Genomic DNA, 17,756 nt, shown 5'->3' with positions numbered 1-17,756 from the left:
AAGTACCGGACGTGCCGGAAGTCGGAGTGCTCACCAGAAGGGGGACACCGGATCGGTGTCCCCCTGGTGGGCTGCTAGTCGCGGGCCGCGTTCAGATGCTCCGCGTGTTCCTGGAGCGACCGGACGCCCACGTCCCCGTGGTTGAGCGCGTCGATGCCCTGGACCGCGGCGGCGAGCGCCTGGACCGTCGTCAGGCACGGCACCGAGCGGGACACGGCCGCCGTACGGATGTCGTAGCCGTCGAGGCGGCCACCCGTGCCGTACGGGGTGTTGACGATGAGGTCGACCGCGCCGTCGTGGATCAGCTGGACGATCGTCTTCTCGCCGTTCGGGCCCTCGCCCTCGCTCTGCTTGCGCACGACCGTGGCGTTGATGCCGTTGCGCTTGAGCACCTCGGCCGTGCCGGAGGTGGCGAGCAACTCGAAGCCGTGCGCGACCAGTTCACGCGCCGGGAAGATCATCGTGCGCTTGTCGCGGTTGGCGACGGAGATGAAGGCGCGCCCCTTGGTCGGCAGCGGACCGTACGCGCCCGCCTGCGACTTGGCGTACGCCGTGCCGAACACCGAGTCGATGCCCATGACTTCACCGGTGGAGCGCATCTCCGGGCCGAGGACGGTGTCGACGCCACGCCCGTGGATGTCGCGGAAGCGCGACCACGGCATGACGGCTTCCTTGACCGAGATCGGCGCGTCCATCGGCAGCGTGCCGCCGTCGCCGGTCGCCGGGAGCATGCCCTCGGCGCGCAGCTCGGCGACGGTCGCGCCGAGCGAGATGCGCGCGGCGGCCTTGGCCAGCGGCACCGCGGTCGCCTTCGAGGTGAAGGGGACGGTGCGCGAGGCACGCGGGTTGGCCTCGAGGACGTAGAGGATGTCCCCGGCCATCGCGAACTGGATGTTGATGAGCCCGCGGACGCCGACGCCCTTGGCGATGCCCTCCGTGGAGGCGCGAAGGCGCTTGATGTCGTAGCCGCCGAGGGTGATCGGGGGCAGGGCGCACGCGGAGTCGCCGGAGTGGATGCCGGCTTCCTCGATGTGCTCCATGACGCCGCCGAGGTAGAGCTCCTCGCCGTCGTAGAGCGCGTCCACGTCGATCTCGATCGCGTCGTCGAGGAAGCGGTCGACGAGCACCGGCCGCGAGGGGCTGATCTCGGTCGACTCCTCGATGTACGCGGAGAGGCGGATCTCGTCGTACACGATCTCCATGCCGCGGCCGCCGAGCACGTACGACGGGCGTACGAGGACGGGGTAGCCGATCTCGTCGGCGATGGCCTTGGCCTCGGCGAAGGTGGTCGCGGTGCCGTGCTTGGGCGCCGGGAGACCCGCCTCCGCGAGCACGCGGCCGAAGGCGCCGCGGTCCTCGGCGGCGTGGATGGCCTCGGGCGAGGTGCCCACGACCGGCACGCCGTTGTCCTTGAGGGCCTGCGCGAGGCCGAGCGGGGTCTGGCCGCCGAGCTGGACGATGACGCCAGCGATCGGCCCTGCCTGCGCCTCGGCGTTGACGATCTCCAGGACGTCTTCGAGCGTGAGCGGCTCGAAGTAGAGGCGGTCGGACGTGTCGTAGTCCGTCGAGACCGTCTCGGGGTTGCAGTTGACCATCACGGTCTCGTAGCCCGCGTCACTCAGCGCGAAGGAGGCGTGGACGCAGGAGTAGTCGAACTCGATGCCCTGGCCGATGCGGTTGGGGCCCGAGCCCAGGATGATGACCGCGGGCTTCTCGCGCTTGGCGACCTCGTTCTCCTCGTCGTACGAGGAGTAGAAGTACGGCGTCTTCGCGGCGAACTCGGCGGCGCAGGTGTCGACCGTCTTGTAGACCGGACGGACCCCGAGCGCGTGCCTGACCTCGCGCACGACGTCCTCGCGCAGGCCGCGGATCTCCGCGATCTGGTGGTCGGAGAAGCCGTGCCGCTTGGCCTCGGCGAGCAGATCGGCGTCCAGGCGCTCGGCGGCGGTCAGCTCGTCCGCGATCTCCTTGATCAGGAAGAGCTGGTCGACGAACCACGGGTCGATCTTCGTGGACTCGAAGACCTCCTCCGGGGTGGCCCCGGCGCGGATGGCCTGCATGACGGAGTTGATGCGCCCGTCGGTCGGCCGGACGGCCTCTTCCAGCAGAAGAGCCTTGTCGCCGGGCTCGCCCACGAAGGTGAACTGCGAGCCCTTCTTCTCCAGGGACCGCAGCGCCTTCTGGAGCGCCTCGGTGAAGTTGCGGCCGATCGCCATGGCCTCGCCGACGGACTTCATGGTGGTCGTCAGGGTCGAGTCCGCCGAGGGGAACTTCTCGAAGGCGAAACGCGGGGCCTTGACCACGACGTAGTCGAGGGTCGGCTCGAAGGAGGCCGGGGTCTTCTCGGTGATGTCGTTCGGGATCTCGTCCAGCGTGTAGCCGACGGCCAGCTTCGCTGCGATCTTCGCGATCGGGAATCCGGTGGCCTTCGACGCGAGCGCCGATGACCGCGAGACACGCGGGTTCATCTCGATGACGATGACCCGGCCGTCCGTCGGGTCGATGGCGAACTGGATGTTGCAGCCGCCGGTGTCGACGCCGACCTCGCGGATGATCGCGATGCCGACGTCGCGCAGGGTCTGGTACTCGCGGTCGGTCAGCGTCATCGCGGGCGCGACGGTGATCGAGTCGCCGGTGTGCACGCCCATCGGGTCGAAGTTCTCGATGGAGCAGACGACCACGACGTTGTCGTTCTTGTCGCGCATCAGCTCCAGCTCGTACTCCTTCCAGCCGAGGATGGACTCCTCCAGGAGCACCTCGGTGGTCGGCGAGAGCGTGAGGCCCTGCCCGGCGATGCGGCGCAGCTCCTCCTCGTCGTGCGCGAAGCCGGAACCGGCGCCGCCCATGGTGAAGGAGGGGCGGACGACCACGGGGTAGCCGCCGAGCTCGTCGACGCCCTTGAGGACGTCGTCCATGGAGTGGCAGATGTACGAGCGGGCGGACTCGCCGTGCCCGATCTTCTTGTGGACCTCTTCGACGACGCCCTTGAAGAGGTCGCGGTCCTCGCCCTTGTTGATCGCCTCGACGTTGGCGCCGATGAGCTCGACGCCGTACTTCTCCAGGACACCCTGCTCGTGCATGGAGATCGCAGTGTTGAGCGCGGTCTGGCCACCGAGGGTCGGGAGCAGCGCGTCGGGGCGCTCCTTGGCGATGATCTTCTCGACGAACTCCGGGGTGATCGGCTCGACGTACGTGGCGTCGGCGATCTCCGGGTCGGTCATGATCGTCGCCGGGTTCGAGTTCACCAGGATGACGCGCAGGCCCTCGGCCTTGAGGACGCGGCAGGCCTGGGTGCCGGAGTAGTCGAACTCGGCGGCCTGGCCGATGACGATCGGACCGGAGCCGATGACCAGGACGGACTGGATATCGGAGCGCTTAGGCACGCTGGCCCTCCATCAGGGATACGAAGCGGTCGAAGAGGTACGCGGCGTCGTGCGGTCCTGCGGCCGCCTCGGGGTGGTACTGGACGCTGAACGCGGGCTGGTCGAGGAGCTGGAGCCCCTCCACCACCTGGTCGTTGAGGCACACGTGGGAGACCTCGGCGCGTCCGTAAGGCGTGTCGGAGACCTTGTCGAGCGGCGCGTCGACGGCGAAGCCGTGGTTGTGCGCGGTGACCTCGACCTTGCCGGTGGTGCGGTCCTGCACGGGCTGGTTGATGCCGCGGTGACCGTACTTCAGCTTGTACGTGCCGAAACCGAGGGCCCGGCCGAGGATCTGGTTGCCGAAGCAGATACCGAAGAGGGGCGTCTTGCGCTCCAGGACGGCCCGCATGACGGCGACGGGGCCGTCCGCGGTCGCCGGGTCGCCGGGACCGTTGGAGAAGAACACGCCGTCGGGCTGGACCGCGTAGATGTCCTCGGCGGTCGCGGTCGCGGGCAGGACGTGCACCTCGATCCCGCGCTCGGCCATGCGGTGCGGGGTCATGCCCTTGATGCCGAGGTCGACGGCGGCGACGGTGAAGCGCTTCTCGCCGATCGCGGGGACGACGTACGTCTCCTTGGTGGCGACCTCGGCGGCGAGGTTCGCGCCCTTCATCTCGGGCTGCCGGCGGACCTCGGCGAGCATCACGCCCTCGTCGGGGAGCGCGTTGCCGGAGAAGATCCCGACGCGCATCGCGCCGCGCTCGCGCAGGTGGCGGGTGAGCGCGCGCGTGTCGATGCCGCTGATGCCCACGACGCCCTGGTTGACGAGCTCCTCGTCGAGGGTGCGCTGGGAGCGCCAGTTGGAGGGCACGCGCGCGGGGTCGCGCACGACGTATCCGGCGACCCAGATCCGCTGCGACTCGGGGTCCTCGTCGTTCACGCCGGTGTTGCCGACGTGCGGGGCCGTCATGACGACGACCTGGCGGTGGTACGACGGGTCGGTGAGGGTCTCCTGGTAGCCGGACATGCCGGTGGAGAACACCGCTTCGCCGAAGGTCTCCCCCACGGCCCCGTAGGCGCGGCCGCGGAAGATGCGGCCGTCCTCCAGGACGAGTACGGCGGGAGTTTTGGCGGCTCCCCTGGTGGAGGTCGTCATCGTGCGGTGCCTTCCTTCATGTCGTTCGTGTTCGTGTTGATCATGTTGTTGACGGCCTCGACCCACTCGGCCTGCTCGGCCGCGTGGTCCGAGCGGAAGCCCGAGTCGATCTGTTTCTCGCCGTGCTCCCAGGTGACGATCAGCAGACCGCCCTCCGCGAGGACCTTGCCTGCGATGCCCTTGTCGAGGCGGGCCTCGCGCAGCTGGTCGGCCGGGATGAAGAAGTCGGCCGCCCCGGGGCGTACGACATCGAGGCCCGCGTCCGTGAGCGTCAGCTCCACGCGGCTGCGGGTACCGAGGCCGTGCGCCACGATGCGGTCGAGCCACTGCCCTGCCGTGGTCGAGCCGTGGTAGCGACCGCTGAGCTCAAGTCTCACCGGGCCCGGCTCGGTCGGCGCGCTGGGCAGGTCGGGCAGGTCGCCCTGGAGCGTGCCGCGCCACTTCCAGCCCTCGCGCATCAGCCAGTAGACGAGCGCGATGAAGAGCAGAAGGCCGACGACCCAGCCCGCGCGAGCGGCCCAGTCCGTCACGTCCGCCGACTTCTTCTCGGCGGCGAAGGTGACGGCACTTCCTGCGGCGGTGGAGATCAGAGAGGTCACGCGAGCTTCCCGTCGACGAGCGTGGCGCGGCCCCGCAGCCACGTGTGCGTCACGCGGCCCGGCAGCTCACGGCCCTCGTAGGGGGTGTTGCCGCTGCGCGAGGCGAAGCCCGCGGGGTCCACGACACCACGGTAAGCCGGATCGAGGAGCGTGAGGTTCGCGGGCTCACCTGCCGAGACGGGGCGTCCGTGGCCCTTGGCCTGCCCGATCTCGGCGGGCTTGACGGACATCCGGTCGGCGACCGCGGCCCAGGTGAGCAGGCCCGTCTCGACCATCGTCTGCTGGACGACGGAGAGCGCGGTCTCCAGGCCCACCATGCCCATGGCGGCCGCGGCCCACTCGCAGTCCTTGTCCTCGTGCGGGTGCGGGGCGTGGTCGGTGGCGACGATGTCGATCGTGCCGTCGGCCAGGGCCTCGCGCAGCGCCATGACGTCGCGCTCGGTGCGCAGCGGCGGGTTGACCTTGTAGACCGGGTTGTACGAGCGGACCAGCTCGTCGGTCAGGAGCAGGTGGTGCGGGGTGACCTCGGCGGTCACGTCGATGCCGCGCGACTTGGCCCAGCGCACGATCTCGACGGACCCGGCGGTCGACAGGTGGCAGATGTGCACCCGCGAGCCGACGTGCTCGGCGAGCAGCACGTCACGCGCGATGATCGACTCCTCGGCGACGGCGGGCCAGCCGCCGAGGCCCAGCTCGGCGGAGACGACGCCCTCGTTCATCTGGGCGCCCTCGGTGAGGCGGGGCTCCTGGGCGTGCTGGGCGACGACTCCGCCGAACGCCTTCACGTACTCCAGGGCGCGGCGCATGATCACGGCGTCGTCGACGCACTTGCCGTCGTCGGAGAAGACGGTGACGCCGGCCGCGGACTCGTGCATGGCGCCGAGCTCGGCGAGCTTCTTGCCCTCCAGGCCGACGGTGACGGCGCCGATCGGCTGGACGTCGGCGTACCCGCCCTCCTGGCCGAGCCGGTAGACCTGCTCGACGACGCCCGCGGTGTCGGCGACGGGGAAGGTGTTGGCCATGGCGAACACGGCGGTGTAGCCGCCGGACGCGGCGGCGCGGGTGCCGGTCAGGACGGTCTCGGAGTCCTCGCGGCCGGGCTCGCGCAGGTGGGTGTGCAGGTCGACGAGGCCGGGCAGCAGGATCTTGCCCTCGGCCTCGACGACGGTCACGTCGTCTCCCGCCTCGATGCCGGTCCCTACTTCGAGGATCGTCGCGCCGTCGATCAGGACGTCCTGGGGCTCGCCACCAAGGACCTTCGCACCACGGATCAGGGTCTTGCTCATGTTGTTACTTCTCCTCGGAACCGGTGGGGCGGGTGTGGGTGACGGCGGGTTCGTTGCCGCCCAGGAGCAGGTAGAGGACGGCCATCCGGGTGTGGACGCCGTTGGCGACCTGCTCGATGACCGTGCAGCGGTCGGAGTCGGCGACCTCGGCGGTGATCTCCATGCCGCGCACCATCGGGCCCGGGTGCATCACGATGGCGTGCTCGGGCATCTTCGCCATGCGCTCGCCGTCCAGGCCGTAGCGACGCGAGTACTCGCGCTCGGTCGGGAAGAACGCGGCGTTCATGCGCTCGCGCTGCACGCGCAGCATCATCACGGCGTCGGACTTCGGGAGCACGCGGTCCAGGTCGTACGACACGTCGCAGGGCCAGGTGTCGACGCCGACCGGCACGAGCGTGGGCGGGGCGACCAGGGTGACCTGGGCGCCCAGGGTGTGCAGGAGGTCGACGTTCGAGCGTGCGACCCGGCTGTGCAGGACGTCGCCGACGAGCGTGATGCGCTTGCCGCTCAGGTCCTTGCCGAGGCCCTCGTCCTTGCCGACGAGCCGGCGCCGCATGGTGAAGGCGTCGAGCAGGGCCTGCGTGGGGTGCTGGTGGGTGCCGTCGCCGGCGTTGATCACCGGGGCGTCGATCCAGCCGGAGGTGGCGAGCCGGTAGGGGGCACCGGACGCGCCGTGCCGGATGACGACGGCGTCGACGCCCATCGCCTCCAGGGTCTGGGCGGTGTCCTTGAGCGACTCGCCCTTGGAGACGCTCGATCCCTTGGCGGCGAAGTTGATGACGTCGGCGGAGAGGCGCTTCTCGGCGGCCTCGAAGGAGATCCGGGTCCGGGTCGAGTCCTCGAAGAACAGGTTGCAGATCGTGCGGCCGCGCAGCGCGGGCAGCTTCTTGATCGGCCGGTCGGCGACCCGGGCCATCTCGTCGGCGGTGTCGAGGATGAGAACGGCGTCGTCGCGGGTGAGGTCGGCGGCCGAGATGAGGTGTCGCATCATCTGGGTGTACTCCGTCATGTGGAGGTGTGCGGGCACGCGGGCGCGCAGGGGTGTGCCCCGGTGCCCGTGGAGGGAGCCGGTGCTACGCGGAAGCGGGCTTGGCACCGAGCAGCACGGCGTCGCGGCCGTCCTCCTCGGCGAGCTGGACCTTGACCGTCTCCCGCAACGACGTGGGGAGGTTCTTGCCGACGTAGTCGGCGCGGATCGGGAGTTCGCGGTGGCCGCGGTCGACGAGGACGGCGAGCTGCACCGCGCGCGGACGGCCGATGTCGTTCAGGCCGTCGAGGGCGGCGCGGATGGTGCGGCCGGAGAAGAGCACGTCGTCGACGAGGACGACGAGGCGGCCGTCGATGCCGTCACCGGGGATCTCGGTGCGGGCGAGTGCGCGCGGCGGGTGCATGCGCAGATCGTCGCGGTACATCGTGATGTCGAGTGAGCCAACCGGGATCGTGCGTCCGGTGATTTCTTCGAGCTTCTCGGCGAGTCGCCGGGCGAGGAAGACGCCACGGGTGGGAATGCCGAGCAGCACCACGTCGTCGGCGCCTTTGGCGCGCTCGACGATCTCGTGTGCGATACGGGTCAACACCCGTGCGATGTCCGGGCCTTCGAGCACGGGCCGGGCGACATCGGGTTCGTTCTTGTCGTGCGAGTCCATATGAAACGGACCTCCTTCTCCGCCTCACGGGACGGACCTTAAAGGACGTCGAAATTGCGCCATCCACAGTACCAGCACCGGCAACGCCGCCGGTCACGACCCCCCTGGGAGGGGTCGGTACGGACCATTCGGCTTGACGCACCCAAGTAACGCTGCGTAACCTCACAGTGAGTTACCGTTCTTCGTCCGGGGAGCTATATGTCCAGCGAATACGCCAAACAGCTCGGGGCCAAGCTCCGCGCCATCCGTACCCAGCAGGGCCTTTCCCTCCACGGCGTCGAGGAGAAGTCCCAGGGACGCTGGAAGGCGGTCGTGGTCGGTTCGTACGAACGCGGCGACCGCGCCGTGACCGTACAGCGCCTTGCCGAGCTGGCGGACTTCTACGGCGTCCCGGTCCAGGAGCTGCTGCCCGGCACCGCTCCCGGCGGTGCGGCCGAGCCGCCGCCCAAGCTCGTTCTCGACCTTGAGCGCCTCGCGCACGTCCCGCAGGAGAAGGCGGGCCCCCTGCAGCGGTATGCCGCCACGATCCAGTCGCAGCGCGGTGACTACAACGGCAAGGTGCTCTCGATCCGCCAGGACGACCTGCGCACCCTCGCCGTGATCTATGACCAGTCGCCCTCGGTTCTCACCGAGCAGCTGATCAGCTGGGGCGTCCTGGACGCGGACGCGCGCCGCGCCGTCGCCCACGACGACGTCTGATCCCTCAAGCGAGAACTGAGCAGAAACGTAACGCCGGGGTGGCCGGAACCGATGGGTTCCGGCCACCCCGGCGTTCTGCGTACGCGCGTGAGCCCTCGGGAGGTAACACGGGCCCCAGGAGCCCCTGGGGAGTCCCCGGACACGCCAGAGGGCCCGCAGCGGGTCGCTGCGGGCCCTCTGAGCGGCGTTGGGAGGCTTACGCCTCGTCGCGGCGCAGACTCGGCTTCAGGTCCTTGAAGCGGCCGAGCAGGCCGTTCACGAAGGACGGCGAGTCGTCCGTGGAGAACTCCTTGGCGAGCTGCACGGACTCGTCGATCACCACGGCGTCCGGCGTCGCGTCGACCCAGATCAGCTCGTAGGCACCGATCCGCAGGATGTTGCGGTCGACGACCGGCATCCTGTCCAGGGTCCACCCGACGGCGTACTGCGAGATCAGCTCGTCGATGTGGCGCTCGTGCTGGGCATACCCCTCGACCAGCTCCATCGTGAACTCGCTGACCGGCGGCTGCCGGGTGTCGGACCGCGAGTGACGCACCCAGTCCGCGAGGACCGTCAAGACGTCGGTACCACGCTGGTCGGCCTCGAAAAGGATCTGGAAGGCGCGCTTGCGGGCCGTATTACGAGCAGCCACGGTTAGCTGTTCACCCGGCCGAGGTAGCCACTGTCACGGGTGTCGACCTTGATCTTCTCGCCGGTGGTGATGAAGAGCGGCACCTGGATCTGGTGGCCGGTCTCCAGCGTCGCGGGCTTGGTGCCGCCGGTGGAGCGGTCGCCCTGGACGCCGGGCTCGGTCTCCTGGATGACCAGCTCGACGGCGGCCGGCAGCTCGACGAAGAGAACTTCGCCCTCGTGCTGCGCGACGGAGGCCGTGAAGCCCTCGATCAGGAAGTTGGCGGCGTCACCGACGGACTTGCGGTCGACGTGCAGCTGGTCGTACGTCTCCATGTCCATGAAGACGAAGTAGTCGCCGTCCATGTAGGAGAACTGCATGTCGCGCTTGTCGATCGTCGCCGTGTCGACCTTGACGCCGGCGTTGAAGGTCTTGTCGACGACCTTGCCGGACAGCACGTTCTTGAGCTTCGTGCGCACAAAGGCGGGGCCCTTGCCGGGCTTGACGTGCTGGAACTCGACGACGGACCAGAGCTGGCCCCCGTCGAGCTTGAGCACCAGGCCGTTCTTGAGGTCGTTCGTGGAAGCCACGGTTGCGGAATCTCCTGGACTGACGTGGACGACCCCGGCGCACGCGCACAGCTGAAAAGCTAGAGCGCGAGCAGCTCCTTGGTCGTAATGGTGAGTAGCTCGGGTCCGCCGTCCGCCTCGGGGCGCACGACGAGCGTGTCATCGATCCGGACACCACCCCGTCCCGGGATGTGAACCCCCGGTTCGACGGTGACCGGCACGCAGGCGTCCAGTTTACCCATGGCCGCGGGCGCCAACTGCGGGTCCTCGTCGATTTCGAGCCCCACACCGTGTCCCATCAGCGGAGCGAGACCGTCCGCATACCCCGCGGAGTCCAGTACATGCCGTGCCGCACGGTCGATGTCACGGTAGGCGGCGCCCGGTGCGAGAGCCTCCCTGCCTGCCCGCTGAGCGGCGAAGACGAGGTCGTACAGCTCGATCTGCCAGTCCGCGGGAGACGTACCGATGACGAACGTACGCCCGATCTCACAACGATAGCCGCGATAACTGGCCCCCAGGCACACGGAGAGGAAATCCCCCTCCTCCACCCGCCGGTCCGACGGCCGATGGGCGCCCCTGCCCGAGTTCGGCCCGGTGGCGACGGAGGTCGGGAAGGCGGGCCCGTCCGCGCCGTGATCGACGAGGCGGCGTTCGAGCTCCAAGGCGAGATGACGTTCCGTACGCCCCACGAGAATCGATTCGAGCAGCTCGCCGAGGGCCTGGTCGGCGATCTCGGAGCCGATCCGCAGGCAGGAGATCTCCTCCTCGTCCTTGACCAGCCGCAGTTGTTCGACCGCTCCCCCGAGGTCCGCGAGCCGCAGCCGCGGCGCGACGGATCCCAGGGCGCGGTGCCGGGCGACCGTGAGGTCGTGCTCCTCGACGGCGAGCGAATCGGCGCCCTGCGCGGCCGCGAGATCGGCGCCCGCGACGGCGGCGTCCCCGCCGGACGCGTCGAGCAGCTGCACCCGCAGCCCCTCGTCGGGCCGCCCCTCGCCCTGCTCGTCGCCGAGCGGCCTGCCGCACAGCAGCAGATCCTCGGTCCTGCCCAGCAGGAGCACGGCACCCTGCGGCGCCGCTCCCGCGAGATACCGCACGTTGGCGGGGCGGGAGACCAGCGCCGACGCGCTGCCGCCCGCGGCACAACGCTCCCTCAGCCGCTCTCGGCGGGCCGCGTACACCTCTGACATGGGACGAGCCTATGAGCGGCGGCGCGGGTCGGCCCGTTCAGCGCACCCGACCGAGCGGTCAGCCGCCTACCACTGCGGCGGGCTCGCGATGGAACGGGCGAGGACGTCGTCAAGGACCCGGGCCGTGGCGGGCACGTCCAGCTGGGAGTTGTCGATGATGGGCAGCCCCGAGCCGTACCAACCGGCCATGCGGCCGTGGATGCGGGCCACTTCCTCGTCCGTGAGGCGGCGGTTTCCGCTGCGCTCCGCGTTCCGCTCCAGGACGATCTCCAGCCCTGGCAGCAGGACCACCGGCAGCAGGCCGGGGCCCACATGGCGCTTCCAGCCGCCGAGGCCGACGACCGGGCGGTCGGGGAAGACCGCGTCGTCGAGGATGCAGGAGATGCCGTTGGCCAGGAAGTTGCGTGCGGCGAAGCCGCAGGTGCGGCGAGCCAGGCGGTACTGCGCCTCGGAGTGGTCGTTCCAGCCCGACTGGGGGTCCGCGAAGCCCGAGCGCACCCATTCGCGGACGTCGTCGAGGCTGATGTGGGCGGTCGGCACCCTGCGGTGCTCCGCCCAGAACTTGGCGACGCTCGTCTTGCCCGCGCCCGCGGGTCCGATCAGGAGGACGGCCAGCGTGGTGCCGCCGGTGTCCGCCTGGGCGGTGCCGGGCGGCGGGCTCGGCATGGCGACGGGGCCGCCGGGCGGGAGCTGGATGTGGCCCGTGGTGTCCGGGGTCGGGGGCACGGGCGCGTGGCTGTGCTGCGAGGCGCCCGGCGCCACGTGCTGCGGCGCCGGGGCGTGCGGGTGCGGGGCCGGTCCCTGCGGATGGGGGGCCGTGCCCGGGGGGTGCGGTGCGCCGGCGAAGCCCGGCGCGGGAGGCGGTGGGCCGCCCGGCGCGGCACCCGGCGGCGGACCGCTCGGGTGGTGTGCGGCCGGGGACCAGCCGGTGGCCGGTCCGTGCCCCGGCTGATGGGGCGGCGGCAGCGGAGACCCCACTGCGTGCTGCATCCGGTGCCACTCCGTCTCGTACGACTGACGCTGGTCGGGCGGCGGCCGGGGCCACCCGTTACCGAACGGTACCGTCCCCGGCCGACGTTGTGTGAACGGCCGGGGAGGCCGCAGGGTGCCCGTGGCTTGTTCTGGTGGGCCGATTCCGCCCTCCTGGAGCGCTACTTCGCCACTTCGCCGTACGCGGCGAGCAGCACCGCCGGGTCGGGTCCCTCCAGGACGGTCGGCTTGCCCAGGCCGTCGAGGACGATGAAGCGCAGCAGGTCACCGCGGGACTTCTTGTCGACCTTCATGGTCTCCAGGAGCTTGGGCCACTGGTCGTAGCGGTAGCTCAGGGGCAGGCCGACCGACTCAAGGACGGTGCGGTGCCGGTCGGCGGTCGCGTCGTCCAACCGCCCTGCGAGGCGGCCGAGTTCGGCCGCGAAGGCCATGCCGACGGAGACCGCGGCACCGTGGCGCCACTTGTAGCGCTCGTTCTTCTCGATGGCGTGCGCCAGCGTGTGACCGTAGTTGAGGATCTCGCGCAGGCCCGACTCCTTGAGGTCGCCGGACACGACCTCGGCCTTGACCTTGATGGAGCGCTCGATCAGCTCGGCGGTGTGCGGACCCTGCGGGCTGCGCGCGCCCTGCGGGTCCTGCTCGATCAGTTCGAGGATCACCGGGTCGGCGATGAAACCGGCCTTGATGATCTCCGCGAGACCCGACACGAAGTCGTTGACCGGCAGCGAGTCGAGCGCGGCCAGGTCGCAGAGCACGCCCGTGGGCGGGTGGAAGGAGCCCACGAGGTTCTTGCCCTCGGCGGTGTTGATGCCGGTCTTGCCGCCGACCGCGGCGTCCACCATGCCGAGCACGGTGGTCGGAACTGCGATCCAGCGGACCCCGCGCAGCCAGGTCGCGGCCACGAACCCGGCGAGGTCGGTGCTGGCTCCGCCGCCGACGCCGATGATGATGTCGCTGCGGGTGAAGCCGGACTGGCCAAGGGCCTTCCAGCAGTACGCGGCGACCTCGGCGGTCTTGGCCTCCTCGGCGTTCGGCACCTGGATGGCCACGACCTCGTACCCCTGGTCGGCCAGATCCTGGCGCAGCGCGTCGCCGGTCTCGGCGAGGGCCTCCGGGTGGATGATCGCGACGCGCTTGGTCTGCTCGCCGATCAGGCCGGGCAGCTCACCGAGGAGCTGGCGTCCGACCAGCACCTCGTACGGCTCGGTGCCCGCGGTACCGCCGACCTGGATGCGGGTGGGCGTGGGCCCCGCCGTCCCAGCAATCTCCGTCATGCTTCCTTCAACTCCAGTGCGTCGAGGACCGCTTGGGCGACCTCTTCGGGGGTGCGGTCGTCGGTGGCGACGACGGCGCGGGCGACTTCGGCGTAGAACTGGCGGCGGGCGTCCATCAGTTCGCGCCACTGCTTGCGCGGGTTGACCGCGAGCAGCGGGCGCGCGACGTTCAGGCCGGTGCGCTTGACCGCCTCCTCGACGTCCATCGACAGATAGACGACGGGGTGCGGGGCCAGGAGCGCGCGGGTCGACTCGTCGAGGATCGCGCCCCCGCCGAGCGCGAGGATGCCCTCGTGCTCGGCGAGCGCCGTACGCACGGCCTCCCGCTCCAGGTCTCGGAAGTGCGGCTCACCTTCGTCCACGAAGATGTCCGCGATCTCCCGGCCCTGTGCGGCCACGATGTCGGCGTCGGTGTCCCGGTAGACGGTGCCGAGGCGCTCGGCGAGCAGGGCGCCCACCGTCGACTTGCCCACGCCCATCGGACCGACCAGAACGATCTGCGGGCCGGTCACCGGATCTGCAGGTTGTCGAGGTACGACTGCACGTTCCGCCGGGTCTCGGGCACGCTGTCGCCGCCGAACTTCTCGGCGACGGCGTCGGCCAGGGTCAGCGCGACCATCGCCTCGGCGACGATGCCGGCGGCCGGGACCGCACACACGTCGGAGCGCTGGTGGTGCGCCTTGGTGGCCTCACCGGTGGCGACGTCGACAGTGGCGAGCGCACGCGGCACGGTCGCGATGGGCTTCATCGCGGCGCGCACGCGCAGCAGCTCACCGGTGGTCAGGCCGCCCTCGGTGCCGCCGGAGCGGCCGGAGGTGCGCCGGATGCCGTCCTCCGTGGAGACGATCTCGTCGTGCGCCTTGGAGCCCGGCACCCGTGCGAGGTCGAAACCGTCGCCGACCTCGACGCCCTTGATGGCCTGAATGCCCATGAGCGCGGCGGCGAGCCGCGCGTCGAGCCGCCGGTCCCAGTGCACGTGCGAGCCGAGCCCGACGGGCACGCCGTACGCGAGGACCTCGACCACACCCCCCAGGGTGTCGCCGTCCTTGTGGGCCTGGTCGATCTCGGCGACCATCGCCTTGCTCGCGTCCGCGTCGAGGCAGCGCACGGGGTCGGCGTCGAGCTTCTCGACGTCGGCGGGGGTCGGGTAGACGCCGTACGGAGCCTTGGCGCTCGCCAGCTCGGTCACGTGGCTGACGATCTCGATGCCGGCCGTCTCCTTGAGGTACGAACGGGCGACCGCGCCGAGCGCGACGCGGGCCGCGGTCTCACGTGCGGAGGCGCGCTCCAGGATCGGCCTGGCCTCGTCGAAGCCGTACTTCTGCATGCCCGCGAGGTCCGCGTGGCCGGGCCGTGGCCGGGTCAGCGGGGCGTTGCGGGCCAGGTCGGCGAGGATCTCCGGGTCGACCGGGTCGGCCGCCATGACCTGTTCCCACTTGGGCCACTCGGTGTTGCCCACCATGATCGCGATCGGCGAGCCCATGGTCAGGCCGTGCCGGACGCCGCCCAGGAAGGTGACCTCGTCGCGCTCGAACTTCATGCGCGCACCGCGCCCATAGCCGAGGCGCCGCCGGGCCAGGTGGTCCGCCACCATCTCCGTGGTGATCGGCACGCCGGCGGGAAGACCCTCCAGCGTCGCGACAAGTGCGGGTCCGTGGGACTCTCCCGCGGTCAGCCAACGCAACCTGCTCAACGGTGCTCCTCATGCTCGCGCCTGGAACTACGTGGCGCGACCGGGTGCGCGGCCCTGGCCCGCCATCCCCCGATCCTCCCACGTCGGGGGGCGGGACCTGGCCTCCGGTCCACAAAGCGGACGCTTCAGCGGGCGGCCAGCGCGTGTTCCCCCGCCTTGCGCATCGCGACCAGCGGCGCGGGCGTGCGCCCGGTCATCTGCTCGACCTGCAGCACCGCCTGATGCACGAGAAGGTCGAGCCCGCTGACGACGGCTCCGCCGTACATCGACCAGCGGGCCGCGAGAGCGGTGGGCCACGGGTCGTACAGGACGTCGAAGAGGGTCGCGGGCCGCTCGGGCACGGCGGCCGACAGCGCGTCGGTCGCGCCCGCGGGCGTCGTGGCGATCACCAGCGGCGCGCTCAGCGCGCGTTCGGCGTCCGCCCAGTCCTCCGTCCGCACCTCCACGTCGAGCCGCTCGCCCCACTGCCGCATCTCGGCGGCGCGCGCCTCGCTGCGTACGTACGCGACGACCTCGCCCGTGCAGATCCGCGCGAGCGCGGCGAGCGCGGAGGACGCGGTGGCGCCCGCGCCGAGGATCGCGGCCGATTCGACCTGCTCGATGCCGCGTTCCCGCAGGGCGGCGACCATGCCGGGGATGTCGGTGTTGTCGCCGAGGCGACGCCCGTCGTCCGTCAGGACGACGGTGTTGACCGCCTCGACGGAGGCGGCGGTCTCGCTGACCTCGTCGAGCAGCGGGATCACCGCGCGCTTGAGCGGCATCGTCAGCGAGAGCCCGGCCCACTCGGGACCGAGCCCCTCGATGAAGCCGGGCAGGGCCGCCTCGTCGACGTCGAACAGGTCGTACGTCCAGTCGACCAGGCCCAGCTCCCCGTATGCGGCGCGGTGCAGCACCGGGGAGAGGGAATGGGCGATGGGTGAGCCGAGGACTGCGGCTCTGCGCTCATTGCTCATCAGCCGGAATTCTTCTTCTGTTCCTCGAGGTACTTCTGACGATTGCGCTCATGCTGCTCATTCGTCTCGGCGAACAACGTAGTGTCCGCGTTGATGGAGACGAAGTAGTACCAGTTCCCCTTGGCCGGGTTGAGCGCGGACTTGAGCGCCTCATCTCCGGGGTTGCCGATCGGCCCGGGGGGCAGGCCCTTGATCTTGTACGTGTTGTACGGGTCGTCGAACTTGCGCAGGTCGTCGACCGTTCCGGTTTCCAGGGTGCTTTCGGCCTTGGCGTAATTCACCGTCGAGTCGAAGTCGAGGAGGCCGTACGTCTCGGTGTTGTTCGTCTTGAGGCGGTTGTAGACGACCGTCGCGACCTTCTCGAAGTCGTGCTTGTACTTGCCTTCCGCCTGGACAAGGCTCGCCACCGTCAGCACCTGCAACGGGTCCTTCAGGTTCAGCTCGGCGGCCTTCGCCTTGAGGCCCAACTCGTCGTACTTCGCGTTGGCGTGGGAGACCATCTTCTTGAGGACGGTCTCCGGCTTCTGGCCCTTGGCGACCGGGTAACTGGAGGGATAGAGGAAGCCCTCGAGCGGATCCTTGATGTCCTTGTTGTTGTTCGCCCAGTCAGGAAGACCGAGAGTCTTCCATTTCTTCTTGGCGATACCCTCAGTGGTTCCCTTTTCGAGTTCCAGGCGAGTGTCGATCTGCTTGTAGACCCACGAGTTCCGCTTACCCTCGGGAATGATGAGGTTATTGCGGCTCTTCGGGCTGAGCATCAGTTCGACCGCGCTCTTGGCCGACATTTCCTTCTTCAGGACGTAGACGCCGTCCTGAATGGAATTGCCATTGGGATTCTGCGCCTGCGCGGAGACAAACGCGTCCACGCTCTTGACGACGCCGGCGTCCTTCAGTTTCTGGCCGATCACATAGCCGCCGGAATCCTTCGGGATGTCGACGGTCGCGAGGCCGGTTCCCTCGCCCGCGTAGTCCGGCGCCGTACCGAATCGGTCCTGGTAGAACTGGTAGCCGAAATAGCCGACCCCGGCGAGACCGCCGCCGAAGACCAGCGTCACGACCAGGCAGGCGCAGCCGCTCCTGCGCTTCTTCGGCTTCTTGCCGCCCCGGCCGCCTCGACGGTCCCCGCGGCCACCACGGCGGCCCGGCTCGTCGTCGTACTCGTCCTCGTCGTCATCGGCACCGGAGAAGAAGGCGTGCTCGCCCTGGTCCGGGCCCGGATCCCAGTCCTTCTGCGGCTCGGGTTCGGGGCGTCGGCGGGACGGCGGCTCCGGCGGGGGGTAGGCGTCGGGAGTGCCGTAGTAGTCCGGGCTCTCCGCGCCGTAGCCGCCCGGCTGGTTGCCGTAGGGGTCCGCAGGATCGCCGGAGTACGGGACCTGACCCTGCTGGCCCGTGTCCCAGCCGCCGTTGTACTGGTCCTGGCCGCCGTTGTACTGCTGCTCCGCCTGGCCGCCGTTGTACTGCGGGTCCTGGCCGCCGCCTCCGTTGTACTGCTGCTGGGCGGCGGGCCCGCCGTACTGCTGCGAGCCGTAGGCCTGCTGCTGGCCCGTGCTCCAGTCCTCGTACTGCGCATGCTGCTGCGGCTGCTGAGGGTGGTACTGCCCCTGGCCGCCGTAGGTGGACTGGCCGCCCGAAGGCTGCTGTCCTCCCCATCCGCCGTCCCCGTACAACGGGTCCTCGGGATGCCACGGTTCGGAGCCTGGGCCCCGGCCATACTCAGTCATCGATCCCCTAC

16 protein-coding genes are annotated in these 17,756 nt (G+C 70.0%); 1 reads left to right on the top strand and 15 read right to left on the bottom strand.

The genetic code is table 11. The features are described 5' to 3' along the window. Window positions 1–74: 74 nt before the first annotated feature. From carB to pyrR, 6 genes are all read right to left on the bottom strand, one after another. On the bottom strand, window positions 75–3,383 hold the full coding sequence (carB, locus tag M4V62_RS34680) for a carbamoyl-phosphate synthase large subunit (RefSeq protein WP_249591138.1): 3,309 nt from the start codon (window positions 3,381–3,383) through the stop codon (window positions 75–77). After that, window positions 3,376–4,518, bottom strand: a complete 1,143-nt coding sequence (carA, locus tag M4V62_RS34675) for a glutamine-hydrolyzing carbamoyl-phosphate synthase small subunit (RefSeq protein ID WP_249591137.1) — start codon at window positions 4,516–4,518, stop codon at window positions 3,376–3,378. The genes carB and carA overlap by 8 nt, the downstream gene beginning before the upstream one ends. Further along, window positions 4,515–5,117, bottom strand: coding sequence for a PH-like domain-containing protein (locus M4V62_RS34670; protein ID WP_249591136.1), 603 nt, complete (start codon window positions 5,115–5,117; stop codon window positions 4,515–4,517). Before M4V62_RS34670 ends, carA begins: the two co-directional genes overlap by 4 nt. Beyond that, window positions 5,114–6,403 carry a dihydroorotase gene (locus M4V62_RS34665; protein WP_249591135.1) on the bottom strand — a complete coding sequence of 430 codons (1,290 nt, stop codon included), beginning with the start codon at window positions 6,401–6,403 and terminating at the stop codon, window positions 5,114–5,116. The genes M4V62_RS34670 and M4V62_RS34665 overlap by 4 nt, the downstream gene beginning before the upstream one ends. 4 nt (window positions 6,404–6,407) lie before the next feature. Continuing rightward, a complete protein-coding gene (locus tag M4V62_RS34660) occupies window positions 6,408–7,394 on the bottom strand; it encodes an aspartate carbamoyltransferase catalytic subunit (RefSeq protein ID WP_249593134.1) in 987 nt (328 codons plus the stop codon). Between the two features lie 82 nt (window positions 7,395–7,476). Further along, window positions 7,477–8,049, bottom strand: coding sequence for a bifunctional pyr operon transcriptional regulator/uracil phosphoribosyltransferase PyrR (pyrR, locus tag M4V62_RS34655; RefSeq protein ID WP_249591134.1), 573 nt, complete (start codon window positions 8,047–8,049; stop codon window positions 7,477–7,479). 198 nt (window positions 8,050–8,247) lie between these two features. Between pyrR and bldD the strand changes: the two genes are divergently transcribed. Beyond that, window positions 8,248–8,748: a transcriptional regulator BldD gene (bldD, locus tag M4V62_RS34650; protein WP_249591133.1), complete on the top strand. Its 501-nt coding sequence runs from the start codon at window positions 8,248–8,250 to the stop codon at window positions 8,746–8,748. Window positions 8,749–8,944: 196 nt separating this feature from the next. Here bldD and nusB read toward each other — a convergent pair whose 3' ends face one another. From nusB to mltG, 9 genes are all read right to left on the bottom strand, one after another. Beyond that, window positions 8,945–9,379, bottom strand: coding sequence for a transcription antitermination factor NusB (nusB, locus tag M4V62_RS34645; protein ID WP_249591132.1), 435 nt, complete (start codon window positions 9,377–9,379; stop codon window positions 8,945–8,947). A 2-nt stretch (window positions 9,380–9,381) separates the two neighbouring features. Further along, on the bottom strand, window positions 9,382–9,948 hold the full coding sequence (gene efp / locus M4V62_RS34640; RefSeq protein ID WP_249591131.1) for an elongation factor P: 567 nt from the start codon (window positions 9,946–9,948) through the stop codon (window positions 9,382–9,384). A gap of 59 nt (window positions 9,949–10,007) precedes the next feature. After that, window positions 10,008–11,114 (bottom strand): aminopeptidase P family protein, encoded by a 1,107-nt coding sequence (locus M4V62_RS34635; protein WP_249591130.1) that lies wholly within the window; start codon window positions 11,112–11,114, stop codon window positions 10,008–10,010. A 66-nt stretch (window positions 11,115–11,180) separates the two neighbouring features. Then, window positions 11,181–12,104: a Pro-rich N-terminal domain-containing protein gene (locus M4V62_RS34630; RefSeq protein ID WP_249591129.1), complete on the bottom strand. Its 924-nt coding sequence runs from the start codon at window positions 12,102–12,104 to the stop codon at window positions 11,181–11,183. A 161-nt stretch (window positions 12,105–12,265) separates the two neighbouring features. Next, window positions 12,266–13,378 (bottom strand): 3-dehydroquinate synthase, encoded by a 1,113-nt coding sequence (gene aroB, locus M4V62_RS34625; protein ID WP_249591128.1) that lies wholly within the window; start codon window positions 13,376–13,378, stop codon window positions 12,266–12,268. After that, entirely contained in the window at window positions 13,375–13,890 is a 516-nt protein-coding gene (locus M4V62_RS34620; RefSeq protein WP_249591127.1) for a shikimate kinase, read from the bottom strand. The genes aroB and M4V62_RS34620 overlap by 4 nt, the downstream gene beginning before the upstream one ends. After that, window positions 13,887–15,071, bottom strand: a complete 1,185-nt coding sequence (aroC, locus tag M4V62_RS34615; RefSeq protein WP_249591126.1) for a chorismate synthase — start codon at window positions 15,069–15,071, stop codon at window positions 13,887–13,889. The genes M4V62_RS34620 and aroC overlap by 4 nt, the downstream gene beginning before the upstream one ends. Before the next feature lie 125 nt (window positions 15,072–15,196). Continuing rightward, on the bottom strand, window positions 15,197–16,024 hold the full coding sequence (locus M4V62_RS34610; RefSeq protein WP_249591125.1) for a shikimate dehydrogenase: 828 nt from the start codon (window positions 16,022–16,024) through the stop codon (window positions 15,197–15,199). Further along, window positions 16,024–17,745 carry an endolytic transglycosylase MltG gene (gene mltG / locus M4V62_RS34605; protein ID WP_249591124.1) on the bottom strand — a complete coding sequence of 574 codons (1,722 nt, stop codon included), beginning with the start codon at window positions 17,743–17,745 and terminating at the stop codon, window positions 16,024–16,026. Before mltG ends, M4V62_RS34610 begins: the two co-directional genes overlap by 1 nt. Between the last annotated feature and the right edge of the window lie 11 nt (window positions 17,746–17,756).

It is taken from the genome of Streptomyces durmitorensis, assembly GCF_023498005.1.
In the GTDB taxonomy this organism is placed as follows: Bacteria; Actinomycetota; Actinomycetes; order Streptomycetales; family Streptomycetaceae; genus Streptomyces; species Streptomyces durmitorensis.
This window is presented reverse-complemented; position numbering and strand designations above follow the sequence as displayed.